Source organism: Xenorhabdus vietnamensis (assembly GCF_002127535.1).
Taxonomy (GTDB): domain Bacteria; phylum Pseudomonadota; class Gammaproteobacteria; order Enterobacterales; family Enterobacteriaceae; genus Xenorhabdus; species Xenorhabdus vietnamensis.
In genome coordinates, this window is record NZ_MUBJ01000001.1 from 386,006 (window position 1) to 412,360 (window position 26,355).

At 45.3% G+C, this 26,355-nt stretch carries 13 protein-coding genes; all 13 read right to left on the reverse strand.

The annotated features are described in order from the left end of the window. Window positions 1-37: 37 nt before the first annotated feature. Window positions 38-2,935: a hypothetical protein gene (locus Xvie_RS01710; protein ID WP_086107663.1), complete on the reverse strand. Its 2,898-nt coding sequence runs from the start codon at window positions 2,933-2,935 to the stop codon at window positions 38-40. Next, on the reverse strand, window positions 2,928-5,114 hold the full coding sequence (locus Xvie_RS01715; protein WP_086107664.1) for a baseplate J/gp47 family protein: 2,187 nt from the start codon (window positions 5,112-5,114) through the stop codon (window positions 2,928-2,930). The genes Xvie_RS01710 and Xvie_RS01715 overlap by 8 nt, the downstream gene beginning before the upstream one ends. A gap of 84 nt (window positions 5,115-5,198) precedes the next feature. After that, entirely contained in the window at window positions 5,199-5,621 is a 423-nt protein-coding gene (locus Xvie_RS01720) for a hypothetical protein (protein ID WP_086107665.1), read from the reverse strand. After that, complete coding sequence (locus Xvie_RS01725; RefSeq protein WP_086107666.1) at window positions 5,618-6,040, reverse strand: GPW/gp25 family protein; 423 nt, start codon at window positions 6,038-6,040, stop codon at window positions 5,618-5,620. Before Xvie_RS01725 ends, Xvie_RS01720 begins: the two co-directional genes overlap by 4 nt. 10 nt (window positions 6,041-6,050) lie before the next feature. Next, window positions 6,051-7,667: a phage baseplate assembly protein V gene (locus Xvie_RS01730; protein ID WP_086107667.1), complete on the reverse strand. Its 1,617-nt coding sequence runs from the start codon at window positions 7,665-7,667 to the stop codon at window positions 6,051-6,053. Then, window positions 7,667-8,353 carry a CIS tube protein gene (locus tag Xvie_RS01735; protein WP_086107668.1) on the reverse strand — a complete coding sequence of 229 codons (687 nt, stop codon included), beginning with the start codon at window positions 8,351-8,353 and terminating at the stop codon, window positions 7,667-7,669. The genes Xvie_RS01730 and Xvie_RS01735 overlap by 1 nt, the downstream gene beginning before the upstream one ends. Next, a complete protein-coding gene (locus Xvie_RS01740; protein WP_086107669.1) occupies window positions 8,350-8,547 on the reverse strand; it encodes a DUF5908 family protein in 198 nt (65 codons plus the stop codon). Before Xvie_RS01740 ends, Xvie_RS01735 begins: the two co-directional genes overlap by 4 nt. Further along, the gene (locus Xvie_RS01745) at window positions 8,544-9,002 is read right to left on the reverse strand and encodes a phage tail protein (RefSeq protein ID WP_086107670.1); all 459 of its coding nucleotides are present in this window, start codon (window positions 9,000-9,002) and stop codon (window positions 8,544-8,546) included. The genes Xvie_RS01740 and Xvie_RS01745 overlap by 4 nt, the downstream gene beginning before the upstream one ends. 15 nt (window positions 9,003-9,017) lie before the next feature. After that, window positions 9,018-10,265 (reverse strand): phage tail sheath C-terminal domain-containing protein, encoded by a 1,248-nt coding sequence (locus tag Xvie_RS01750; RefSeq protein WP_167376213.1) that lies wholly within the window; start codon window positions 10,263-10,265, stop codon window positions 9,018-9,020. A 66-nt stretch (window positions 10,266-10,331) separates the two neighbouring features. Further along, entirely contained in the window at window positions 10,332-11,762 is a 1,431-nt protein-coding gene (locus Xvie_RS01755; RefSeq protein WP_086107672.1) for a phage tail sheath family protein, read from the reverse strand. A 25-nt stretch (window positions 11,763-11,787) separates the two neighbouring features. Further along, the gene (locus Xvie_RS01760; protein ID WP_086107673.1) at window positions 11,788-12,855 is read right to left on the reverse strand and encodes a phage tail sheath family protein; all 1,068 of its coding nucleotides are present in this window, start codon (window positions 12,853-12,855) and stop codon (window positions 11,788-11,790) included. A gap of 38 nt (window positions 12,856-12,893) precedes the next feature. Beyond that, complete coding sequence (locus tag Xvie_RS01765; protein WP_086107674.1) at window positions 12,894-13,343, reverse strand: phage tail protein; 450 nt, start codon at window positions 13,341-13,343, stop codon at window positions 12,894-12,896. 595 nt (window positions 13,344-13,938) lie between these two features. Continuing rightward, the gene (locus Xvie_RS01770) at window positions 13,939-25,500 is read right to left on the reverse strand and encodes a non-ribosomal peptide synthetase (RefSeq protein ID WP_086107675.1); all 11,562 of its coding nucleotides are present in this window, start codon (window positions 25,498-25,500) and stop codon (window positions 13,939-13,941) included. Window positions 25,501-26,355: the final 855 nt, after the last annotated feature.

Here is a 26,355-nt window from a genome sequence, read left to right on the forward strand (position 1 = left end):
TTTAATATAAAATTGTGATTGGTAGTTGCTTATTTTTTTATTCGTTCTCTTTCGGAACATAGAATAATTCGTTCTGAATTATTTTATCGGTATTCCACTGATCGTTATTTTTTCCGACCACTTCTTCTCTTTGGTTTGGTGTGGCAACGCGCATTGTTCCAATTCCTTTTAAAGCAGAAGGTAATTTACCTAACGTCAGACTTTCTAAAATGGAATAAGCAGAATCACCCAAAGGTGCACCATTATTTTGCCAACGCTGATAAGTATTGCCAAAATTTAAAAATGCCTCCCGATCCATCCAGTTAATAATTATAGAAATAGGTGCTGGGAATTCGGTAAGAATTGTTTCTTTAACCCATTCCTCTAATTTATAGGGATCAACACCGTCAATTTTAATTAAGTCACTGTTTACTACCACACTAATAACAAATGAGAAACGGTCTGTCTTTTCATATTCTTCACCAGAAAAATGCCAACTGTATCGCCAGGCTTCTTCTGGAGCCGGGAACGGTAATGTCGAATGCTCCTGACGCTCAATAATCAAGGTTCCCTTGATACGATCACAATTGACAACTTTGGCATAGAGTTTTTCTGCTTCGTCAGGAACATCCCGTGTCGCACCAACTATTCCTAACTGTTTAGTCAGGGTAATTTCATTGCCTACCGCAATCAGGGATGGGAAGGGAGTTTGTGCTGTGCGGGTCAGGCGCCGTTGGTTTTCAGGCAATGGGCTGCCATTCAGGGATTGGTCGCTATCGTAGGCCAGACGATAGTTCATATCTTCCATCCAGACCACGCTATTTTGCCAGAACAGTTTTTTTGCTTTGGCAGCGGTCATTACCCGTTCCAGACTGTATTCCAGTTGTGCGCTGTTACCCACATCCAGCCAAAACTGATCCCCCTCGGTTTTGACTATCATTTGACCACGTATTGTAAAGCGGTTTTCCCCTTGTGCGCCTTCATAGAGAACTAAATTGATCACTTGCCCCTGTGCCAATTTGCCCTTAATACTCGCTTGTTTAATCACCACATAATGTTGACCAGTTTGGCTGTCTTTCTCCTCTTCCACTGAGTCTGGCGTTTGTTCTTTATCAAACAGACTATTGGGCTTAATTGGCAGCAATGCCCGATGCTCCACCAGATAAAAAGGCAATTTGCTCAGGTCAGGTTCCAGTTTAAACAGCTCACCGCCTAACCCCATGCGGGCAGCAATGCGCTTTTGTAATGACGAGACTTGATCAATGCGGATATTGGCACGGTGATAAGTTAATGTCGGTTGTTGGGCCAGATAGCCTTGTTGCACATCGCGGAAATCCTCGATGGGCGTGGTAAAGGTACGCGGTGCTCGCTCGGTGCCAAAATATCCGAGCAGATAATTGACGATATCCAATTCGTGATCGCTATCGTTCGCAATCTGTTTTAATAGTGTCTTTAATGCCGGGGCATAATCTTTGTGGGCATTATCATTGACAGAGCCCGGCTTAAACGGCCATTGATCACCCCAGACTTCATATCCCTTGCGCTTAAAAGCCAACAATTGTGGCAGCATGGCGATTTGCTGACAGCCACAAGCCAATAGTTGTTCAAATGGCAGCATAAACTGATGAAGTGACAATAGGCGTTGAGCATGTTCACTTTCAGATAAGGGCTGCTGTAGCCCATAGCAAGCGGGTAAAGTATCGCTGACGGGATAATAACGACTTACATCGCGATGACGGCTGTAAGCCAATACCACAGGTTTATTCTGAATCAGGGGGAGATTGGGTAAACTGTTTCGAATTTGGTTTTCATCAACCGTGACGCTGATCCCGCCTTTGGCGATCACCTGTAACGGGCCATCATGTTGTGCCAATTTATGGAGCGGATCTTTACCCCAAAGACGGGGGTAATAACCTTCTTTGATCGACCATGACCAAGCATCCCCTTTAACGGGTTCAATCAGGGTCTTATCGAAGCTATCATCCAGACGAAGACGGTTTACATTCTGAATGCCTTTAATTTCAAGTAGCTTATTAACCAGTCGGCTAAGATTGAGAGTGATCCGTTTGGTATAATCACGGGCTGTCGGCAATTCAGGGATCCAACCATGTTCCAATTGTGGCCCTTCAAAGATTTCATCATTACGCATTCCGGCATCTTGCAGCGTTTCAGTTCGGTAACGCTGTGCCTCAGGCATCAGATATTGTTCTGCTGTAGTATAGACGTCAGCAAAAATAACAGGGACATCTTGTACCTTTACATCGTCATCCAGTTCAATCTCCAGTAATAGCGGAAAATCAACCGGTTCTGACCAGATAATCTGGCTGACCGATTCACCAATATTGCGGTTCTGTGTCAAAAAGTCTTTCAGTTGTTGATCGGCAGTAGTCAGATTCTCCTGCGTACGACGGGTTGGTTCCAGATAGAGCCAGTAATTTCCCCGCAGGGTAAACTTTTTCGCCCCTTCACTCTCGACAAAACTATATTCCCTTTTGGTGGCATCATACCAATAGGCATAGCGTTGTGTTTCCGGTTCACGTACCAGTTGCACGTTACGGAACAGAAAATCCCCTTTATCCTGTTCTGATTCTGACTTTGTTCCTGTCCAGTCACTGCTATGCAGATCCAGCAATGCCTTCCGGTAATCATCAGTGGTTATAGGCCCACAAGTCAGCGTATTGTGGGGGCCAAATTCAGCGGGGAAAATTCCGTCTTGCTGTTCTTGCTCATCGGGGGCCGGAGTGAGCAAGTCTGTCAGGGGAAGGGTATGGCGATAAGACAAATCTGACACGCCGTAACTGAGTCCTTCTAAAAAGGTGATACCGGGATCGTGTTCTGCCGTGTCGCTCCATAGTTTTCCGGCCTGTTGCTCAGCCACCTGATGAGCCTGTTCCAGCAAGGTATCAAAGTGAATATCGTCTTTCACACTGTGAAACAGTGCATCTTGATTATTCATGGTTATTTCCTCGGCATTGCAGATTATCGTCTGCTTCCCAGACCAAAATCAGCACCTCATTATCTTTGGCTTCCACTGATGTGGTGATATCACTACCTTTAGCCGCATCTGATCGATGCAGTGTCAGACAAGTGACCCGCTCAACCAGCGGTTGTTGTTGGATGGTCGCCAGTAACTGGTAATAATTAATGCTGTTATTCAGCATAACGGGGCGCTGCTCATCGACGCTCCAGGGCATATACGTCTCACTGAGTTGCTGCCGTAGCTGGCGATAACCAAAATCTTTGTTGACGTCCGGCTTGAAAATCACTGTGTAATTGATTTCCACATTCTTATATTGGGGATTGCTGATCTCGATCTCAGCCCAAGGAGAGCCTTTTTGCTGTAACCACTCGGCCATTTCTTGCAGGCGTGCTGGGTTAAGTTCCGGGCGAAATGGATCATCGCTGTCGTTGTAGCGGTTGGCCGGAATGATAGTCAGTTGTTGTTTCTCCAGTGCAGGTACTCTGGTGAGCTCATCATTACTGGGGTACTTAACATCAAAGATGCTGACATAACGCTCTTTTAACAGTGTCGCCATATTGCCCCAAGTTAAGGCTCGGTTACGGTGAGAAAGATGCTGTGCCCCCCGTTCAAAAAAAGCGTTGTAAGATTCCGGTACACGTCCATTCCATGATGGCCAGGGTTGATCGATCGACGCCACCACTATGATGGGTTCAACCGGACGTTGGATGCTGCCAGTCGGTAATGGTGTTAAGAAATGGCTGTTGCTGATGCTATTGGCATTGACCAATGTTGCAGTTATAGCGTTATAGATCAGGCCATATAACCAAGGGGTTTTTCCCCATGAGTCTTTGTGTATGGGGATGACCACGACGGCCTTTAACCAATAGCGTTCCGTTGGCATCTGCGTTGCTTGATTGGCAGCATCCGCGGGCAGGACAACCTGCCAAGTGCCATCTTGATACAGATGCTGGGTTTTATCATTGACCCACGCATCTAATGTCGCCCATTGATTTTTTTGGTTCAGGTAATACCAGGAAACTTTTGTAGGTTGCTGCGGCGATTTTAATTTCCAATATAGCGATAAGGTTTGTCCTGGTTCGACGTCAGTGATACCAAGATATAAAACGGGATTTTCTTCTAATGGCTCAATCTCAGAGTTATAACCAAAAGGAGTTAGATGATGCGTTTCGAACGAGGTTTTACCAACCTCTTTTTCCTGTACCTTAAGAGATTCCACTGTTGGCAATGCTTGGCTGTTTTTACCCTGTAGCCTGAGCACTGGTTCACTGAAAACCAGATTATCCAGATCCTCTGGGGCACTGATTGCGGGTTCTTTATCTGACAGCATCAGAATGACTTCTTGCGTATTTATTTCAACAGATAAAGTTAGCCATTGATTACCGCTGCTGATCTGGGCGACCAGATTTTGGCTACTCATGTCTTTATCAAAGGTAACCGTTATTTTTCTTGCCCCTTCTTCCATCGCCAGTTGTGCAGAGGTAATTAATACGCCACCCAACACAGGCTTATCCTGATGAGTTTCACTGAATAACCGTATCCCACCGGATGGCAAGGATAACTGAGCCTGAGAATCCCACGGTGTTGCGGTAACCCATTGCTGTTGTTCTTTTTTACGTAGCCAACACAATTCACTGATATAGCCGCGATTAGCCAATAAACTGGCATCCTGCGCATATTGCAAGGCATTGCCTTGTTCGTCTTGTCCCGCTTCAAATAAAGTGCCTTTAGTGAGCAGTTGTTCTGTGACGGTGGCATTCAGTTCTACCGACAAAGCGACCTGATCAGGTTGTGCCGGACGGGGAGACAAGCCCAAAAGCGCCCGATAATAGAGATCACGATGAGCTGCTGGTAAGGTATTAAATAAAGATATTGGTGTTTCCAATAATCGCAATATTGCTAATAGAAAAGCTTGATGAGGTAATAACTCCCCATTGGCTTCAATTTCCCCTTGATATAATTCAGCAAGTTTCTCTGGCGTATTATTCACCATAAAGAAAAAATCATTCCAATGACTATCACCCTGATTGAAGGGAATTATTTTAGTGTACTTCTCAATATATTGGAGTAATTGCAAACTGGTTCGATTGTCTAATTTAAAATCGCTCATCGGCACCAAGTTTGACAATTTATTATTTAACTCAGTTAATTCCATAATATCACCTGTGTGGCACAGCGATTCCTCTGTGAATAATCATTTATTCACACCGTTTAATTTCAAGTTAACGCAGCTAATGCCTTAATTTACGGTGGCAAAGTTTTGTTGGGTAATGAAACTGCCCTTTCCCGATGAAGGTGTCATCACATCCGGTTGAGGGGGAGTTACCGTATTATTCATGGCTGGTGATTCAGGCGTAAACAGCGCCGTGAATTTCTGTCCCTTGATAATTAAAGCCGCTCCACTGGTACACTGAAGTGCTTGCTGGCTGGTATCCAACGTACTGATGGTAATGGTTCCTGTTCCCGGCGTAGCGTGTGTTGCGGTGAAATAGGTGGCTGGAACCCTGACCTGTTTTTCATTCCCCAGAATGCAAACTTTCTTTCCGCTCACTTGTGCATGTCCTGTGCCGCTGATTTTAGCGGGGCTGGGGTTTACCTGACGATTACCAAAGTTGGAATCAAACTGTAGCATGTCACCGTCTGTCACAATGGCTTCACTCATATCACCTCCATTACCCGACCTTCACTCAGTGCCAGTGTTCCCTGAATTTGCTGATTGATATCGCTTCCCCGCAGGCGATATATCACCTGAACCTGCAAGGTACTCTTATTATTTGGCGACTGACGGACTTGGATATCGGTAATATCTGCCCGTGATTCATAACGTAATACACTGTCATGAATATGGGATTCAATTTCAGCAAATAATTCGTTGCGGATATTTTCAAACATAAAATCATTTAATCCGCAGCCATAATTTTCACGCATCAGGCGTTCTCCCGGCTCAGTGCTGAACAGAATGTGCAAACTTTGGCGTACATCTTCTGCACCTTCAGCCATTTCCACTCCCTTTTCAAGGGAAAAGGCGGGAGGAAAAGCCCAACCACGACCATAGAGTTGTGTCAGTATTTGGTTTTCCATTATTCACCTTTCACTGGGTTAGATTAATTTTGGCACCTTTGATTTCAACACTGTTTTTGCCAGACATAGTGATCGATTTATCCATTTGGGCGTTCATTGTCTGCGCTTTCAGTGTTAATTCTTTTTTCGTTGATAGAGAAATATCTTTATCCTGCTGGAGAGTGATTTGATTATCTCCCGCACTCATTTGAATTGTTTTCTCTTTGCCATTAATCATGATTTGTTGTTGAATTTCTCCTTTTTTCACCACCAAGATTTTTTCTTGATTATCCTGAGTGGGTTCTAAAGGTGCTTTATTTTTCGGGTTGTGCATTGCTCCCAGAATGACCGGATAACGTGGATCATTTTCAAAAAAGCCGACAATCACTTCATCACCGGGTTCCGGGTAAAAGCAGAAACCGCTTTCGTGGCTGGCGTAAGGTTTTCCTAGTCTTGCCCACAGAAATTCATTTGGCCGATTCAGTACCGGAAGAATAATCGGAATGCGGTTCAGGGCTGCACTGTCCTGCTGGTATTTCGCTACTGTCGCAATATGCAGTTCGGTGGCATCGGGTAATATCGGCAGATACTCTTGTTGTAAGCCAATGCTCAGGGTGGTTTCCCAATCAATTCGCCGATTGAAACGATGGCGAACCGCAGTAATGCCTGCTGTACCATCCAGTTGTGAACCAAATCCCGTTAGTTGGATGTTATCCCCCAATTGATATCGTCCATCTCCTTTAAGCAGGAATTCGCCGGTTACACCTGAAATGCGCTGATTCAGTAATAACCCCTGTGCCAGATAGCCACTTTCTTGGGTGGTTAATGAGCTGCTGTAGCGAATGTCCCAACTCGTTTTATTTAAAGATGCCAGTTTGTCAGGGGAGAGGGCGGCTTTCCCTACGGCAACACTGCCGTAGCGACCGCCTGATAATTCCTGCTGTTTACTGATATCCCAACCACTGACTTCCAGTGAGGCAGGGTTAAGGTGGTTATCAAACTGCCAACTGGCATCCTTGACGATAATGTCTTTTTTCTCATCCCCACGAATTTTAAGGGTATGGGTGGCGTTGGATTTCAAGGCATCAGGTTGGACAAGCTGAACGCCTTCTGTCGTGGGTAACAGCCACACGCCCGTTGCCGATAGCCGACACAACAGAAAACGCCAATCTGAGCAGCGAAATTGCACCATCTGCTCATGCTTTTGATCTAACGCGGCTATCCGCTCAAAGTGAGCCTTGATACCAGCCTGATTCAACAAGGTATTTAAGATGGTTTTTTCATTGCTGGCCTTAAACAGTTGCGAATGCTGAGTATCTACCATCAATTGCAACCGATGCTTAACGACCAAAGTCAGCAATAATTGCTTATTTTTGATTTTCAACGTATGACGGGTAATCAGCCCGTTAAATAGCACCGATTTTCTGCCGCCGTCAGTCACTTCCAGACGCAGGGTTTTTCCTACCTGACAATGGGTTAATTCAGTCTGTACATCCGACTGGCTGAAAGAGGAAAGTGGCCTGTCTGGCAGGCTGAGTTTCAGCGTTGCAGAAGGAATACTGTTAACGCGGTAATAGGTATCCACATCAACGGCGGCCAACAGCGATAGCGCCTTACCATCTGCAATGATTTTCAGTTGGTGGCTCATCAGGCATCTCCTCTGGTGGCCTGTAATATCTCACCCGGTACGAATCCGTTAAGGTTATCCAGACCGTTTTGCCAAGCCAGTGTCAGGTAATCGACACCACCAGACAGGGTTGATGCGGTGCTGGCCGCCATCAGGGCCAGTGAAACACCATCCTGTACCCGTAAAGCAATTTTTGCCGGTGATTTCAGGTTTTGCTCTGTCTCCTGCAAAACCAGACTTTCATCCGCCACCAATGTCAGGATGACGCGCGCCCGCAAGGGAGTGGCATCACGATCAAACAAGGTGTAATTCACTGACAAACCTTTCGCCCTGCCAGCAAAATAGCCGCGGTTTTCCCAACGCATTTTCCCCCATTTAATTTGCAGGAATCGCGTTTCATTACTGGTGGCATCCACGCTGCACAGTTGCTTAAGCTGCGTAAGCTGCGCTTCAACCGGGGTTTTGTTACCCGGCATGGTGGCATCAAAAATCAGCTCAAGGGATAATCCGGCGGGCTTGGCCTGTACATAAATGCTGCTTTGTTTTTCGCTATTAATCGCTTGGGATTGCTGATAATCAGTTTGGTAATCCAATTGCAGGGAATCGGGGTTATACATGGCTTGCACAGTGCCTGCCCGTATTTTTCCTTCCCTGTCTTTATAGGCATTAATGGTCAGTTTCGCTAAACCACGTTCAATCAGACTCATGGACGCCACCCTTCCTCATCGCGTAATGCGGCCAACACTTCGCGTTTAATTTTTTCAACCCAAATGGCTTCATCCAGACTCTCCTGAATCAGAGAATGGCCTTGCTTTTCTGATTCAGTCGATTGTGTTGGTAGTATTGGCGCTGATGAAACCACTTTTGCCTGAATGATTAATTCTCTGATTTCTACGGTCATACTTTGACTCCTAACCAGCACATATCCTGATAGCTCAATTCAAGGGTATTCACCAAAATGGCGTTGCTGTTTGCGTCAAAATCGCTGGTTTGCCAGCGTACCGGTAAGGCATTGCTCAGCGTCCAACTGGACAAGGGCAGTGAATTTTCGTTTAACAGCATAATCACCACATCCGCATAGGCGATTTTTTCTCCGCGCAATACCCGATCAAACATCCAGGTCAAAGGGGAAACTGTCATTACGCCACGCTCCAGCGTTAATGTGCCGTGTTGGATCTTTTCGGCCAGATAGTTATTGCGGGCGTTCTCGCCGCCTTGACTATGTTGGGTGACTTGAAGTTCACGACTCAGGCCGGAAATACGTTGAAAACGGATATCCAGCGGATCGGGAATGCCATTGAAAACAAAACTCGCCATAAAACGGTGGGATACCACGGGGGTGTAATAATCGTTCATTGTGCTCTTTCCTTCTTAAGACAAAAGGGCGCCCGTTTGGGTATCAAATACCAAACTGATTTCGATAAATTCGGCGGGAGACAAGACGGCCAAGGCAACTTTCATGATCATTTTACCGGCACGGATATCTTCTTCGGTCATCGTTTCATTTATCCCTAACAGCACCGTAAATGCTTCATCTTCCCGTGAGCCGTACAAGCCACCCTGTAACCACAATTGCCTTAACCAGTTATAGCTTTGTCCCTTGCATTTCATCCATGTCAGTTCGTTATTGGGTTCAAAGATGTACATTCGAGCCAATTGCGCTAAATGCACGGTGACATAAGAAACCAAACGACGGGTTTGCAGGTAACGCCATGGCGAGTTATCCCCGTTTTCCAGTGTGCGGCACCCCCATACACGTATACCTTTGCCGGGGAAAGTGCGGATCACATTGAGCGAAGTGCCGTTGATGTTAAACAGCACACTCCCTTGAAGATAAGATTTAATCGGTCGAATAACCTGAGACAGAGCAATATTGGCTGGCGCCTTCCATACGCCGACTTCGCTATCCGTGTGCTGGATAACTGCCGCAATAGCCGCGGTGGGAGAAAGCACAATACCTTTTTGGCTGGTTTGGCTGGATATATCCTGATAAGTGGTTTCCAGACGAGGCCAATAGGCGGCTCCCCATTGACGATATTCAGACGAAAGATCTTTCAGGCATTGCTGCGCTTGTTTAACCTCATCCGGTGCATCCAGCAGTACAAAGAGATTGGCGCGGATTTGGCTCAGTTTCAGCAGTGTATTCCAACCTTCAGACCATAACTTGACTAAAGTCTGTTGGTCATCAATGACATTTTCATTCAGTCGGGCGAGATCCGGTGCCAGAATCAGAGTAATCTGCGTTTCCCCGCCAATGGCTTCTTTTACTGCGTCAGAGCCGAGTGCTTCCATTAGTGCCTTGGCTTCCGCCTGAGTGATATTTGCTGAGGGCATATTCCCCTGTAGTGGTAAAACAAAGGCCTGTTGCCCGCCATTATCGAAATAGAATCTGACTGCTAATGCCATCAGATGATCATCACCAAAGAGCTGGATATATTCAGCCAAGTTATTGATACGAACCGTAGTTTTTACTGGCTGTGATTTTTCCTGTTGCTGATTTGTCTGTTGCTGATGGGGGGCGGTATAGCCAATAAATACCGGCACTGCACTGGGGATCTCTTGCTGGCCCGTAGTGATGATACTTTCTGTTAAGGTTACGCCCGGTTGAATTCTTTCCATCATCATCTCCTGTAAAGTGGTGAGATAGGCACTGTCAATACAGTGCCCGGTGTTGAATCACGGAGATTACTGAGCGACATCCTGCGTAAATTGCAGAACGATAAATTCAGCCGGTCGTACCGCAGCCAGACCTACTTTCATGATCATTTTGCCTTGTTTGATATCAGCATCAGACATGGTGATATCCTGACCAATATGAATAAAGTAAGCCTCTTCTGGTCGATCACCCATCAGGGCATTTTTTTGCCAAAGAGCATAAAGATATTGATCAACGGCGGCTTTGGCACGCATCCAGGTAGGTTGATTATTGGTTTCAAATAATACGGCGCGCAGTGCTTGACGGATATCGCGCTCAACGGAATTGAACAGACGACGGACAGGAATGTAGCGCCAGTGGGTATCGTTGGCGTCCGCACAAGTACGGGCTCCCCAAACCATCAAGCCACGATCAGTAAATGAACGGATGACATTGATGCCCTTGTTATTCATATCTCCTTGCCGATCGTCATCGACTTTATCAGTCAGGCCTTTGACGCCTGTCAGTGCAACATTGGCTGGTGCTTTCCAGACGCCACGCTGGTTATCTGTTTGGCAATAAATTCCTGCAATCGCAGCACTTGGTGGAAAGGTGAGTTGACGTTGTTGTTCCTGTCGTAATCTGGTATCAATGTCTTGCGCCAGCACTTCATTTTCTTTCTTGAGCTCATCCAGATTTTTCAGTTTATCTTTGCCTGATTCATCCTCATATCCATTGATAATAACGTTCTTATCGTTGGGTAAGGCGGAAAATGTCAGGTTTGTTTCCAACTGAGGATAATAGGCGGCAACTTTAGTGCCATTGCCCATACTAGGTATTGATTTACCATCGGGGCTATCTGCAATCAGGAAATAGCCCACTTTGTTATCATTCAATAATGAGCTGACTGCATCGTAGGCTTTGGTTTTATACTCTTGATCGTCTTCTGCACAAACCAACAGAGTGATATCTCCTTTTTGTTCAATCCGCTCAGGAATGGCAGCCAGAGCCAACGCATCGTTAATATCGTTTAATGGGTAGATATAACAAGCCCCGCCTCCATTTTGAAAATAGAATCTCAAAGTTTCTACGGCCTTAGACAGATTGATTTTCTCAATATTGTGAATCCATTTTTTGGGTTCTTCTTCGGCGGCAGAGAGAGCTTGAACTTTGGGGGATACTTGGGTTTCAGCCTCTTTATTTTCGACTTTTTCTTTTTTGTCTTCTTCTTTCTTTGTTTCGCCATTAGGAGAAGAGTCAAGGCTCGATGTGATGACAATTTCTGTCATTGGTGCCAAAGAAAAAATGGAAGTGAATTCAAGCCAGTTGCTGACACGGGTACAGACTTGGGTTGAATTCACGGTTTTCGGGGTAAATTTACCAATAAAAACAGGTACGGCAGTTGGACTGTTGCTGACAGACAATGCAAGGGACGCATCTTCTTCAATATAAACGCCGGGCGCTTTTAGAATAGCAGGCATGATAATTCCTCATCAATCAATGTGATTAACGCTGTTCTACGTCTTGCGTAAATTGGAGGATGATAAATTCCGCAGGTCGAACAGCAGCCAGGCCGACTTTCACAATCATCTGCCCTTGATTAATCTGTTCTGGTGTCATCGTAATCCCCTTGCCAATCTGCACGAAATAGGCTTCCTCTTCTTTGCTGCCGGCCAGTCCTCCTTGCTGCCACAGGCTATGAAGATAATTGCTGATTGCTGCTCTGACGCGCTCCCAAGTCGGCTGGCTGTTAGGCTCAAACATGGCAAAGCTCATGGCGCGCTTAACATCCCGCTCAACAGTATTAAATAAGCGGCGCACAGGGACATAACGCCAATTGTCATCATCTTTCAGCGTTCTTGCTCCCCAAACGGTGGCACCGGTATTGCTGAAATTGCGAATCATATTGATGGCGCGACCGGAGTTATATGCACCTTGCAATTCATCTGTGACCAAGAATGCAGGTTCCAGACTACCTTTCAATGCGATATTGGCGGGTGCTTTCCACACTCCGCGGGATAAATCGACGGAGGAGTAAACTCCTGCTATAACAGCACTGGGTGGGATGGTGGTTTGTGCCCAATCTGCTTTCAACCACGGGTAATAGACTGCGGCAAACGGTGTGGCGTCATACTTATTCTGGATTGTTTCCGCATCCTTGATAGTCAACTCTTCTTCTGGACCATCAAAAATGGCGAATAATCCTTTGCCTGGCTGGCATAACGTTCCTGCTACTACTTTAATCTCTTCGCCCGCAGCAACCAGTAAAGTGACATCATCTAAGGTTGGAATAATTTTCTCTAAGCTACTGGTTTTGACCAAATAACAATATCCTCCGCCATTAGTAAAATAAGCTCGCAGAGAAACGGCCAGTTTATCTTTGTCGTCAAAATTGATTACCAGATTAAGATAATCCATCCAGGAATTAATTCGATGAGCAGTATTTTCACCAATATGTTTATTGGCTTCATTTACTGCAAAAACAGGAACAGCGGTGGCGCTATTTGATACGGATAAAGCCAGACTATTTAATTCTTCAATATAAACGCCAGGATAACTAATATCGTTTGCCATAAATATTTCCTTATACGAAATGATTAATTGTCAATGCCTTAAATAGCCTGCATAGTCACGCGATCGGCTGTCAGGGTAATTTCCTGAACGGCGATATCATTGCTGGTGGCATCAAAGGAAGGAGAGGTTAATGAGGTAGGGAAAGCATTAGCGACATTCCAGGTCATTAGTAATTCAGTACCTGCGTCATTGGTTAAGCTGATGGTAATATCTTTTTTCTCGACCTGATTAAGTTGGATAGAATTAATCCAATCAAACAATTCAGTTTTGCCGGGAAAAACACCTTTACGCAGAGTAATATTAATCGGCTGGCGCTGACCGGGCATTTTGAACCAATTACCTACACCATCACGGTATTCAATGGTTTCATAATTAATATCCAGTCCTGAAACACTGTTAAATGGAATTTGCTCATCCCCAACAGAAACAATGAAACGATAAGAGGGAATAGGATATTCAACCGCAATTTGAGAAGTACTTGTAGACATAATAGCCTCTTTTGAAATAGAAATGGTTATGATTGATTTCAATTAAAATAAGATACAGGGCAATATAATTTATTTGGACAAAGCTACCGCCACAAAATGACAGGTATATCATTCTGAAAATATTCTTTGGGGTTATATTACTCTTGTATCAATAGCCATCGTGCCGAAAAATCGCCATTGAGTACATTGCCAATAATGCAATATGCTTTTTATGCAATTTATTTATCTGTCGATAAAAAACACTTTATTTAGGTGTTTATTAATAATATTGAATGTGTGTTAAAAATAATTTGATAGATATGAGTCTAATTGTTAATAATAAAATCAGAGTGCAATAAAAGAACACTATTAAAGTAATTAATAAATAGGTTATATAAGATGGATAATGCGGGGAAATACAGATGTGATAATTGGAGGAATTATAGGTGATCTGCTTGAATCTATCCAATGGATTTCAAGTTGCAGCCAACCAGACCACAACTTGAAAGGTGAAGGATATATATTTTCTAATCCGATCGGAAAATAATCAGGCGCAATTAATAGGGTTATCACCCTAAAAATTGCGCCTTTTTTACCAAAAGGGTACTAAATTGATTTAATCAGCCAGTTCTAATATTCCCTCAATATTCTCAATATTCTCAATATTCTCAATATTCTCAATAATCTGTGATTTCTGTTCGATAATATCGTGGTGATCACAGAGCAGTGGTATAACAGACAGATTCTGGCAAGCTTGCCCGATATGGTTGTCACTGGCGTACATTGCCTCTGCTGCTGATGTCATCCCGTGTTGAGTTAACTGAGAATGGAATTTCGGCAGTCGGGTGGCTTTGAACAGGGTGACCTGACTATGTTGCAAGCGCTGGGATATTTCACTCTGGCAAATGCCATCATCTGCCGGGCCGGCCTCCAGTGCTCGTGCTGCGGCATCACCTTCAAGCCCTAACTCCTGCAATAACGTTTGCCGCCAGCTTGGGTGCATGGAACTTAAGCTGATCCGATAGAAACTATCCAGCAGATAGAGATGGATATCAGTGACACCTCTGGCTTCCAGTTGGGCAGCAATTTCCAGCGCAATCAATCCTCCCATTGACCAGCCTAAAATATGCACAGGGCCTTGCGTCAATGGCTGATAGTGTTCCATTTGTTCCAGATAGAAGCGGGCAATATCATGTAATGAAGTAATTAGCGGCCGATGGTACAGATTGTAATTATCGACTCCCAGACAGTGCAGTTTCCCTTCCAACGTTTTGGCGATATCCAGATAAACCTCACATCCTGCCATCGCAGGATGGATCATCCACAGTGTTTCCTGAGCTGTTTTTTTGTTCAACGGCTGTATCAATTGGTATTCCAGACTATCCAGAATGCCGCGGATATTGCGTTGCTTGAACAGTTCCATCACAGGGATCGTCTGCCCCAGCAAGGCGGACATTTGTTGGCAGACAGGGATTGCCAGAATTGATGTACCTCCACATTCAAAAAAGTCATCGCTCACACCAATATGATCCAGTCCCAGTTTCTGTTGCCAGAGCTGACACAGTTGCTGCTCTTGTTCGGTTTGTGGCGCTTGATAGTGAAGCTGTTTTGGCGCGAAATGATGGAGAGCCGACAGTTGCTTACGGTCAATCTTGCCACTGGAGTTCAGCGGCAATTCCGGCATCTGCACCAATACAGCCGGCACCATATAAGGCGGCAATGTTTGGGCAAGACGTTGGCGTAAGTCAGCTTCATCAAGGGGCACATCACTGACGTAATACGCAGCCAGACTATCAGATGAACCACTGGTTTTGACCAATGCACATTGGCGAATACCTTCCACTGCCATCAGTGTATTTTCAATTTCCCCCAGCTCAACCCGATAGCCATTGATTTTAACCTGACTATCTATCCGGCCTAAAAATTCAATATTGCCATCCGGCAGCCAGCGCCCTAAATCGCCTGTGCGATACAGACGCTCACCACTTATCGGGTGTTGGATGAAGCGTTCTTCTGTGCGGATCGGATCTTGGTAATAGCCTATCGCCAGACCGATTCCACTGATATACATTTCACCGATGGTTTGGGCCGGTACAGGTTCCAGATCATTATCTAGGATCAGGAAAGCCTGATTGGCTAATGCCTTGCCATAAGGAATGCTCTGGTTATAGCTGGCATCTTGTGGCACTTCGAATAAAATCGACCAGACCGAGGCTTCGGTGACACCACCGCCGCTGAATATACGGCAGTTGGGAAGCCAATTACGGCAACGCTGTACATGGTTAACGGGGATCCAATCACCGGATAGCAGCACTCTGTCCATTACAACTAATGTTTTCACTTCCTGCGATGTTTCCACTTCCTGCAATGCTTCTACTTCTTGTAATAAAAGCTCGAACAACGCGGGAGCCGCATTCCAGATAGTGACGTTGTGTTCACGGATCAGGGTCAGTAAGGCGTCAGGTTGGTATCGTTGCTCCTCAGTAGGAATCATTAGTCTTCCACCCACACCCAGAACGCCGAAGATGTCATAAACTGACAGATCAAAGCACAGGGCATTGAGTGCCAGCAAAGTATCTCCCCGCACGACGTTGAGTTTACGGTTGATGTCTATCAGGGTGTTATTCGCCGTGTCATGCCGGATAGCAACGCCTTTCGGCGTTCCTGTCGATCCAGAAGTGAAAATCACATAAGCCAGACTATCGCAGCGAATAGGGACAGGAAGTGGCATTGGCATAGGTGCTGGCAGGCGCATGGCGCAGCCATCAGGAGCAATCTGGATAGTTTCACAGGCTTCTGTAGACCATGATTTGGTGCTGATCATCAACCGTGTTCCAGTTTGTTCAATGATTTTCTGGCAACGCGAATGAGGCCAGGATACGTCCATTGGCACGTAAGCCCGTCCCGCCAGTAAGATTGCCAGAACAGTGATGATTTGCGCCCGGCCTTTGCTGACCTGAACCGCAATCAGTTCAGATTGGTTGTGAGGATGCTGATGAATTTGCGCCGCCAAAACCTGTGCTGACTGGAGCAATTGTGCGTAGCTGCATTGGCCGATGGCATCAATCAACGCAATATCATTAGGATGTTGTTCAGCCCAATCGAGGATACCCTGATACAGCGGATGACGATAGAGAGCTGAATCCTGTGTTTCCATTGGCGGCTTCAACAATGCGATTCTCTCTTCCGGTGAATACAGGCTGATACTTTTCACCAATTGCTCAGGATGAGCCGCCATCTGCATCAATATATTCTGTAAATGTTTGATCATCCCATCAATCGTGTCTGGTGCAAACAGCGCGGTGGCGTAGTTAATATTGCCAGACAGTGCCTCATCGCCGTCTTCAAAATAGAAGCCGAGGTCAAATTTGGCAACATCGTACAAATCCACCAGACTTTGCATGGCGAAGGGGGTATTGGCATCAATATCATTCGCTTTCTGTTCCAGAGAGAAAGAAACCTGAAACAGCGGATGGCGCGATAAGTCACGTTTCAGATTCAGGGACTCAACCAGTTTTTCGAAAGGCATATCCTGATGCTGCTGGCTGGTAGTGGTATTGGCGAATACCTGCCGGATTTGCTCAGTTACACTCCAATCTGCCGCTATCTGATTACGCAGTACCAACATATTGACGAACATGCCGATCAGCGGTTCTAACTGTGGATGTGAACGATTGGCAATTGGGTTACCGACAATAATATCACGTTGACCGCAATATCTGGCCAGCAGGAAATTAACACCAGTCAATAGTACCGAATGCAGGGTGACACCCAATTGGCGGGCCAATTGTCGCAGCTGATGACTTAACTGTGGTGTGATGGAAAAAGCAACTGTGTGACCACGATGGTCAAAAATGTTGGGGCGTGAGTAGTCACAGGGCAGTTCCAATTGAGGGCAATGCTGCAACTGTTGTAGCCAGAACTGTTTTAGCGGCTCTAGTTTATTGCTGTCCAGAGATTGCTGTTGCCAGGCGGAATAATCCATATATTGAATGGACAGTGGTGCTAATGCCGGTGGGCGTTGGTTCAATTCTGCGGCATAAAACTCGGCCAACTCCCTCAACAATATATTCAGCGACCAGCCATCAAAACTGATGTGATGAACGTTGATCAAACAGAAATAGGAGATGCTCCCATCTGCGTCAATCCGTTGCAGTAGTTTGGCTCTAATGGGGTATTCGTGGCGCAGATCAAAGATCTGGAAGACTTCCTGATGCAAGAAATCGAACCACGCATCAGCCCGTACCTCAACGCGGGGAACCTGCAACGTTTCGTCATGGGCTTGCAGGAAAAATGTCTCTTTGTCATCTTGCACAAAAGTACAGCGCAATACCTGATGACGGAGGACTACAGCTTGCAGGCTACGGATAAAACTGTCTATTTGGGTATCGTCCCGCAGGCTGAACAATAACGGAATATGATAGACATTATTTTCCGGCATCAACGTTTCGATGAACCAAAGCCGCATTTGTGAAAAAGACAGGGGGCTACGTTGCAAACCTGCTTGTGGTATTTCATCAAGCTGTTCTATATGGCTTGAGTTGCTTGACAGGAAATTACACAGTGATCTGATGGTAGGATGCCGATTCAGGGCGGCTAAAGGTATCTGGCGTTGTAATGCCTGACTGAGACGGTTACTCAGCTGAATCGCCATGATGGAATTGCCGCCCAGTTGGAAAAAGTTATCGTCTATACCGATCCGTTCAGATGGCAGCAGCTCTGTCCAGATATCGCAGCATTGCTGTTGCAAAGGTGTTTCTGCGGGGCAGTATCCCTGTTGTAAATCAGTAAAGGTCGGAGCAGGGAACTTACGGCGATCCAGTTTGCCATTGATGGTCATCGGAATGAGGGGCAATGGGATCAATGCACTGGGCTGCATATAGCTAGGTAGCATGTGTGCCAGCCATTTTCGGATTTCCGCGGGTTCTGTACCACTGGCTGATGTGTAGTAACAAACGATTCGGGGGGATTCTTTGCCATGAATGATGGCGACCGCCTGATCGACACCTGAGACAGTGACAAGCACACTCTCGATTTCACCAAGCTCGATCCGGTGTCCGCGAATTTTCACCTGACTGTCGTTACGGCCAAGGTATTCCAATGAACCTTCCTCCAGCCAGCGAACAATATCGCCAGTACGATATAAGCGTGAATGGTCAGTATGTTGCTGGTAAGGATTGGCAATGAATTTTTCTTGGCTCAATGCAGGTTGATTAAGATAACCGCGCGATAATCCTATACCTGACAGGAATAATTCACCCGGTACGCCGACGGGCAGTGGTTGCAGATTGGCATCCAGTACATAGGCGCCATTTTGAGCCAATGGTTTGCCAATATTGGTAGCGCCATTGTAACGATAAGGGTTAACGGTGGCACATACACTGTCTTCGGTTGGGCCATAACAGTTAAATACCTTGCGTCCTTGCGTTGTATAGTGATCCAGCACATCCTGGGATACCGCTTCACCACCTACAGCCAGCCATTGCAGACTTTCCGGCAATATCGGTTTGAGTTTGAGTAAGGCAGGTGGCAACATCGCATAACTCATTTGGCATTTTTGCAATAACGTTTGCAATTCCTGCAAATCATAACGTTGCGCGTCAGATGCCACGACCAGAGTGTGACCACCGACAAATGCCGGGAAGCTCTCCATCAAATGGGCATCAAATACGAGGGAAGAAAATTGCAGGAAGCGAAGGCCGGGTTGTGCCGTTCCCAATCCCATTCTGGATAGCAGACTGCGTGCCATGATTGCAGGGCCGCGGTGCTCTATCAGTGTTCCCTTTGGTTTGCCGGTTGTGCCAGAGGTGTAAATTACATAAGCCAATTGATTCGGCTCAACCTGCGGTAGCAACGGCGATATATTGTCTATGGTTTCTGTATCTGCCAATTCGCTCAGATAAAGTTGTTGCAGATTAGGGCGTTCAAACAGGGATGACAAGTCCGGCTCAGTCAGTACCAATCGCATTTTGCTGTCTTGTAAAATGTAATCCAGCCGCTCTGTTGGTGATTTTGTATCCATTGGTACATATGCCGCACCAGCTTTTAGAATGGTCAATAATGCGACAATCATATCAATGCTGCGCTTGCAGCACAGGCCAATCAGCTCACCGGAAGCCAGTTCACGCTGGAAACGCTGACGGTATACAGCACGAAGCTGGGCCGCATAACGTGATGAAAGATCATCCAACTCTTGATAGCTCAACGTCCGTTGGTCATCCATTAATGCAGAATGATGTGGTGTCAGTCGTGCTTGTCTTTCCAGCAAACCATGCAGGGTACTGGGTTCCCATGTTTCTGACCCAGGTGCAGCAAAAGCCCACTCTTCCAATAGCTGCCTGCGCTTGTTGTTACTCAGTGCTGATAACCGCTGGTGCGAATAATGGAGATGAGAAGGCAGGCGAGCCAGCAATACGTTTAACATTTCCAAAATGGCATTGGCCCGTTCTGCATTCAGGCAACTGAGTTTGTAAGCCAGAGAAAGTTTCAGGCCTTGTTCTACATCACCTTCTGCAATCAGGTTCAGCGGGTAGTCAGTATCGCCTCTGGCAGCCCTTACACTGGCCTGCATGGTAGCTAATTCTGTTGTAGGGTAGTTTTCATAGACAAAGAGTGTCTGGAACAATTTATCGCCACTGAATGACAACTCGGCCAGAGGCTGGTAACTGTAAGTATCCAAATCAATCATGCGCTGATGAAGGGTACGAAGCTGTTGCAAGCAAGTCAGCTGTGGCTCCCAATCCATCGCCAGAGGTAATGTATTGATAAATAGACCGACGCTATTTTCTATTTCTGCGACAGGATGATTTCGGCCAGACAACGTAATGCCAATAATGGTTTGAGCTTGTTGGCTAAATAGGTGCAATAACTTGTGCCAGGCGAACTGCAACATAACATTGAGAGTCAGGCCATGATTGCGGGCGGTTTCCTGCAATGACAAAGCAACAGCATGGGATAATGTGAGATGAGTGGTAGCCTGAGCTTCTGATGCACCATTATCAGGGGTATTCAACAACAGGGAAATATCGGTACTCTCCCAATGCTGGATAGCGAGTTGCTGCCAGTGATTTTGGCATTCTTCCGCTTGGCTAGCGTAATAACGCTGTGTAGCCAGATAGGCTGTATCGATTTGGATATCTGGAATCTGGCCCGCTTGCAGTTGTTGGTAAGTATGGTGAACATATTCCAGCAAGATCTGATTACTCCAGCCATCAATAATAATGTGGTGACTGGTATGAATCAGGCTGTATCGGTCTGCTGCCAGCTTAACCAGACAAACGCGCATCAGCTCTGGTTGATGCAGGTCGAACGGCTGATTATTTTGTTGTTGGCTAAGTTCAGCCAATGCTTGTTCTGGTGTGGCGTGGGTACTCAGATCATGGTATTGCCAGGACAATTCAGCATGCTGGAACACAACTTGCTGAGGCTGATCCTGCCAGTCAAAGCCCGTGCGCAATATAGGATACTTTTGTTGTGCACATAGCCAAGCCTTGTGGTAATGACGGGGTTCGATAGGCTGTGTGTAATCCAATATAAACTGAAAGTGATAGGTAAAATTATGTGGCTGGCTTAAGTGATGGTGAATGAACCCCTGTTGCAAACTATTGGCCGCACAGACCCAAACAGGTTCTAACCCTGCCGGCAGCCGCACCAGTAAAGCCGGATCAATCCCATGGTCCGTTTCTTTCAGGATGGTATTGGACGGAGAAGCTACACTATCGATTAATCGCATCAACGCAGTCTGGAAGTGGTGATCCAACTGTACAAGCTGTGTCTGGCTCAGCAAACCATCCCAACGATAATGCAGCGCTTGACCGATAAACCAGACATTAAGTGTAAGCAAATCAGTATCACTATTATTGCTTGAATGAATCGTCTGACCCGCTGTTTCAGCAGTGATTTGCCAATCACTTTCGCTTGTCTGTAACTGTCCCAAATAATTGAATACGACAGCCGGATAAGGCAAGGATAATGTGTTACGCAAAGTACCGTATGCAATACCTGAATCCGGTACATTGGCGAGGGTAGCCTGGACTTGTGGCAAAGAAATTGCCTTTTCACCATTTGCTTGCTCACCGTTTGTTTCTCCGCTACCGACAGAAAAATGCAGGGGATACAACGCAGTAAACCAGCCAACAGTGCGGCCAACATCTAATTGCACAGATGGAAGTTGGCGACCATGTCCTTCCAGTAGCAGCGTGTGGTTTGATATCCCGCTGGCATGGCCCAGAGTATGCAGCAGTGCAGTCAGTAATACCTCATTGGGATTGTATTTTTTGGAATTATGTTTGGCGGTACTACTGGTCATGTTTAGCAAACGGACACTGGCTGCGGCTGGCAAAGTTTGCCACAGGTATTGCCGTGTATTGTAGGTTTCCAGCAGAGGGCGATAATCACACTGCGATACACATTGTTGTTGCCAGAATTCACGTTGAGACTCAAAGTGAGGAGTCTGTTCCACCAGAGCGGCTTGCCATTGTCGATAGCTGGCTGTCTTAGAGCCGAGTACTTGATCAAGGGCTTTATTATGATCAAGAGCTTCAGCATGATTAAGAGCTTCAACATGATTAAGAGCTTCGCTATGAGCGAATGCTTCACCATGATAAAGCTGTTTCAAATCATCCAGCAGAATGCGCCATGAGACTGCATCAACAATCAGATGATGCAGGGCACAATAAATACGTGCTGAACCATCTGGATAGCCATCAATATAAGCAAAACGCCACAGTGGGCCATTGGCAATATCAAAATCACTTTGCCAGGAATCCAGACGATGACTGAACTGGCTCTCACTCAATTGATCATAATGGCAAATTTCTAATGCCGTTGGTATCACCTGTGTGAGATCCAGATAACGTTGGCATCCGACAGAAAGAAAACGAGTTCTTAGCATATCGTGTCGTTTTGCCAATGCCTGAATCGCGGCTTCTAATTTTTGTGGCATCAAAGGCGGAACCCGGATCAAGAACGCCTGATTCCAGTGGTTGGAGTGAGTAAATGCCTGTTCGAAGAACCAATTTTGAATAGGATGAAGAGGGAAATCACCCAATAGTATTCCCTGTTCTGCAGGTTGTACCTGAGTTTCGGTTGTTTCTGTCAACTGTGTTGCCAGCTTGGCAATAGTGCGGCATTGATGTAGTAGCTTGGTGCTGCATGGTAACTGCTGACGTCGCATTTCTGAAATCAGGCGGATGACGGAAATAGAATCCCCACCCAGATGGAAAAAGTCATCATCAATGCCAATCTCATCCTGCCCCAGAATATGTTGCCAGATAGTTTGCAGCTTGTGTTCCAGCTCCGTGGTTGCAGCACGGTAAAAGTGATGGTTCTGCTTGAAATCGGGTTCTGGTAACGCTGTTGCATCCAGTTTGCCATTGATGGTCATCGGCAAGGTTTCCAGCTGCACGAATGCAGAGGGCATCATGTAATCCGGCAGAGAAAGCTGTAATGTGCGGCGGAGATTATCTTCGTTCAGAGTGATATCTGACACATAGTAGATAACGATTTGTGAGTGATTTTGCTGACCACGCACTTGCACCGTGCATTGGCTTACCCCTGATGCTGCAATAAATGCCTGTTCAATTTCGGTCAACTCGACCCGATGTCCGCGGATTTTTACCTGAAAATCTTTGCGTCCCAGATATTCCAGTTCTCCATTCGGCAACCAACGGGCCTGATCACCTGTGCAGTAGAGCCGTTGATCATCGGAATGCCGGGCAAAAGGGTTAGCGATAAATGCTTTTGCTGTTAATTCTGGCTGCCCCAGATATTCTCTGGCTAACACCGATCCGGAAAGGTACAGTTCGCCACTCATTCCCATCGGCACTAATTGCAACTGCTCATTCAACACATAGGCATAAACACCCTGAAACGGTTGTCCAATATTGCGATCGCTATCTCCACTCTCTTGATAATGATGCATGGCAACACACACACTGGCTTCAGTCGGCCCATAAGCATTGAACACCCGACGTCCCTGCATTGTATAGTGATCCAAAATGGCTTGTGGAGTTGATTCACCGCCGACCAGAATAGTTTGTAATTTTGCGGGCAATGCTGGTTTGGTTTTCAGGAGAGTAGGTGGAAAAATGGCGCCTTCAACCTGATATTGTTCGATTAATTTTATCAATAGGTCGAGATCATGACGCTCTTCTTCCGAAGCAATGACTAAAGTATGACCAGAGCACAAGGCAATGAACGTTTCAAACACATGAGCATCAAATGCCAGGGAAGCGAACTGCAACCAACATTGAGGTAACCCAATGTTTTCAGTGAGAACAGCATTTTGACCAGCAAGCATAGTCAATACACCGCGATGTTCTAACAACGTTCCTTTTGGCCGGCCTGTTGTGCCAGAAGTATAAATGCAATAAGCCAACGAACGTGACCCTGCGGCTGATTCAGGGGCACAGTCTGGTTGATTGCGATAATTATCCTTGGGGTTATCTAATGACAGCAAAGCCAGATTCTGGCCGTGGTCATGCAATCTGGTTTGGTGAGCCAGTTGCGTAATTGCCAGCCGGGATTGACTGTCTGCCAGAATGTAGGCCAATCGTTGGGACGGTATTTGCGGATCAAGAGGCAGATAGGCTGCACCTGCTTTCATTATCGCCAGCATGGTAATTACCATATCAACCCCGCGATTCAGGCAAATAGGCAGTAAGGTATCAGGGGATAATGCTTGCCCAGTTGCTTGCTGATATCGCTCTTGTATCAGGTGAGCCAGTTGATTGCTGCGTTGTTCCAATTCCGCATAACTCAATTGTTGCTGGTTATCGATCAAAGCAATGCGTTGCGGATATTGTTTTGCCTGTTGCTGAAAACTTTTATGGAGAGTTTTTGTGTGGAGAATTTTTTCAGGAATATCTGTCTGCTTTCCTTGATTCCCGAATTCCAATAGTGCCCGGCTTTGATTAGGGGGCAGAAAAGGAAATTGTTGGAGCGGTGTTTCGGGATTTGTCAGGGCATTCACCAGTAATTGTTGGAACTGTGCCCCCAATACTGCGATTTGAGTTGGATGAAAACGGTCGGGCAGATAGCGAATGCGAAAAAACCATTGATCATCTTGTTGTTGATATTCCAGCACTAATTCTGAATTAGCCAAATCATTGTTGAAACGGTGGTTGTAATGGACTTCACAGCCCTCCAGTTCCAGACAAATATCCTTGAGATGGGCTTGAGACAGAGCTACGTTCGGCTGACAAACAGGGGTAGAACGGAGGACTTTAAAAATTGGCCAGGATGAGAAACGCAGGCCAGGTGCGGCTTTCAGTGATGAGGTGTAATTGAGTGTTTGCTGATAGAGCGACGCAAAAGTGGTGGTATCATCCAGCCGAAGAGGGAAGATGGCGGTATTTATCTGTGCGCCCAGTGAGAGAGATTCACTGCCTGTCAGCGCAAGGGGATAACTGATGTGAGCTTTTTTATCAGGCGAATATTGCGCAATCAATGCTGCCCACAATGTTTTAAATATAAGGAAGGGGATGCCATGTCGCACAGAATGCCTGAGATGTTGCCACTCATTCAACGGCAGACTGAAACGAAATTCTCCGGTCAACGCCTGTTTATCGCCTGTTTTTATCGATAAATAGGGCAATGAGTTGCTGGCATTCATGCCATCGAGACAGGTTTTCCAGAATTGTTCCGGATGGTGTTCCTCTAATATTTCTATTTGTTTGCGATATTGCGTGCATTTTTCTGCAATTTGTTCCCACGTCAGCGGAGAATGACGCAGTGGCCGTTGGTTATAGAGATCGGATATGGCGTGATAAAACTCTTCAGTGCTCTCTCCATCCACTACGATATGGTGCAATACCATGACCAGTTGAAACTGTTGTGTTGCCTGCTGAAATAATCCGAACCGGATTAGCGGCCCTTGTTTTAAATCAAATGGCAATAAAGTAAATTGCCGGATATTTTCTTCATTATCAAAAATTATCAGGGGATTTTCGTAATTAGGACAGGCTTTCCAATATAATTCACCATTTTCTTCCTCCAGTCGAGATTTTAGCAGAGGATATTGGTTTACTAATTCCTTTAAAGACCAGCTCAATTTATTTATATCCAAATTACCATGAATGGTTTGATCAACAACCATATTGTACTTAAATGAATCAGGGTCGAGAGTCCACTCATTCCAAAACAGATAGGTAAATGGAGAGGCCAAAATGTTATCCATACGAATATTTCCTTCGGATCTAGGGTTAAATAAAAATGTGTTCACCTGAGCAAAAATCAGGTGAGAGTTTTTTGAATCAATCCTGGTGACACATTGGAAAAGAAATACCTTAGCTAGCCTTTATGCCTAAATTGGCAGGCTGGCGAATATTGTTATTTATTGTTGTTATCGATGTTCTTGATGGGGTGAGTATTCTGTTTTTTAAGTATCTACATCCCATGCTTACCTGAGGGTAATCCTCTGTTTCTATTTGTTTTTATATTGATTTTCTATATTGATATCGCATCTATTCCAATATTTTTGGAGTTTCCTTGGTATAGGGATATCTTGGCATCGTGATATATATCTTTAAAATTTGTCTGAATTACAGTCGGTTATTGGACTCATAAAAAATGCTTATTTCCGTTAGCAATGTTTGGTGCTTTAATTTCACGATTTTGGTTATCCTGCGTTGTGGAATGAATGTCGGGAAAGAGAAATAAAAATTAGTTACCAATAATTATATTAATTGATAGTTATTATTGTTTTTTGAAACAGTTAGCCTTTAAAAGATACTTTCACGCTAAAATTAAATAAATATTATTTTAAATAATACGAGAATCATAAAATATTTAAATATATAGATAATTTTATAATATGCGCTAATAATAAAAATTTAAGGTTATTGTTTTTATATGTAAATATCACATAAATTAACTAAATGAAGGGGATTTAAAATAATGACGGGAATAAACTAAAATAGGGGCGCAGGATTTTTTAAGGTTTCGAATAATCAACAATAATTTTTCCACTTGCTTGATGCGGTCGTTACTTGGAATGAAGGGATAATTTGGCGCGATCATTATGTCTGTAAAC

What these genes read in the sequence shown, in the direction of transcription:
- Xvie_RS01710 (WP_086107663.1), bottom strand. Translation starts at nt 2,935, where the DNA reads ATGAATAATCAAGATGCACTGTTTCACAGTGTGAAAGACGATATTCAC.
- Xvie_RS01715 (WP_086107664.1), bottom strand. Translation starts at nt 5,114, where the DNA reads ATGGAATTAACTGAGTTAAATAATAAATTGTCAAACTTGGTGCCGATG.
- Xvie_RS01720 (WP_086107665.1), bottom strand. Translation starts at nt 5,621, where the DNA reads ATGAGTGAAGCCATTGTGACAGACGGTGACATGCTACAGTTTGATTCC.
- Xvie_RS01725 (WP_086107666.1), bottom strand. Translation starts at nt 6,040, where the DNA reads ATGGAAAACCAAATACTGACACAACTCTATGGTCGTGGTTGGGCTTTT.
- Xvie_RS01730 (WP_086107667.1), bottom strand. Translation starts at nt 7,667, where the DNA reads ATGAGCCACCAACTGAAAATCATTGCAGATGGTAAGGCGCTATCGCTG.
- Xvie_RS01735 (WP_086107668.1), bottom strand. Translation starts at nt 8,353, where the DNA reads ATGAGTCTGATTGAACGTGGTTTAGCGAAACTGACCATTAATGCCTAT.
- Xvie_RS01740 (WP_086107669.1), bottom strand. Translation starts at nt 8,547, where the DNA reads ATGACCGTAGAAATCAGAGAATTAATCATTCAGGCAAAAGTGGTTTCA.
- Xvie_RS01745 (WP_086107670.1), bottom strand. Translation starts at nt 9,002, where the DNA reads ATGAACGATTATTACACCCCCGTGGTATCCCACCGTTTTATGGCGAGT.
- Xvie_RS01750 (WP_167376213.1), bottom strand. Translation starts at nt 10,265, where the DNA reads ATGGAAAGAATTCAACCGGGCGTAACCTTAACAGAAAGTATCATCACT.
- Xvie_RS01755 (WP_086107672.1), bottom strand. Translation starts at nt 11,762, where the DNA reads ATGCCTGCTATTCTAAAAGCGCCCGGCGTTTATATTGAAGAAGATGCG.
- Xvie_RS01760 (WP_086107673.1), bottom strand. Translation starts at nt 12,855, where the DNA reads ATGGCAAACGATATTAGTTATCCTGGCGTTTATATTGAAGAATTAAAT.
- Xvie_RS01765 (WP_086107674.1), bottom strand. Translation starts at nt 13,343, where the DNA reads ATGTCTACAAGTACTTCTCAAATTGCGGTTGAATATCCTATTCCCTCT.
- Xvie_RS01770 (WP_086107675.1), bottom strand. Translation starts at nt 25,500, where the DNA reads ATGGATAACATTTTGGCCTCTCCATTTACCTATCTGTTTTGGAATGAG.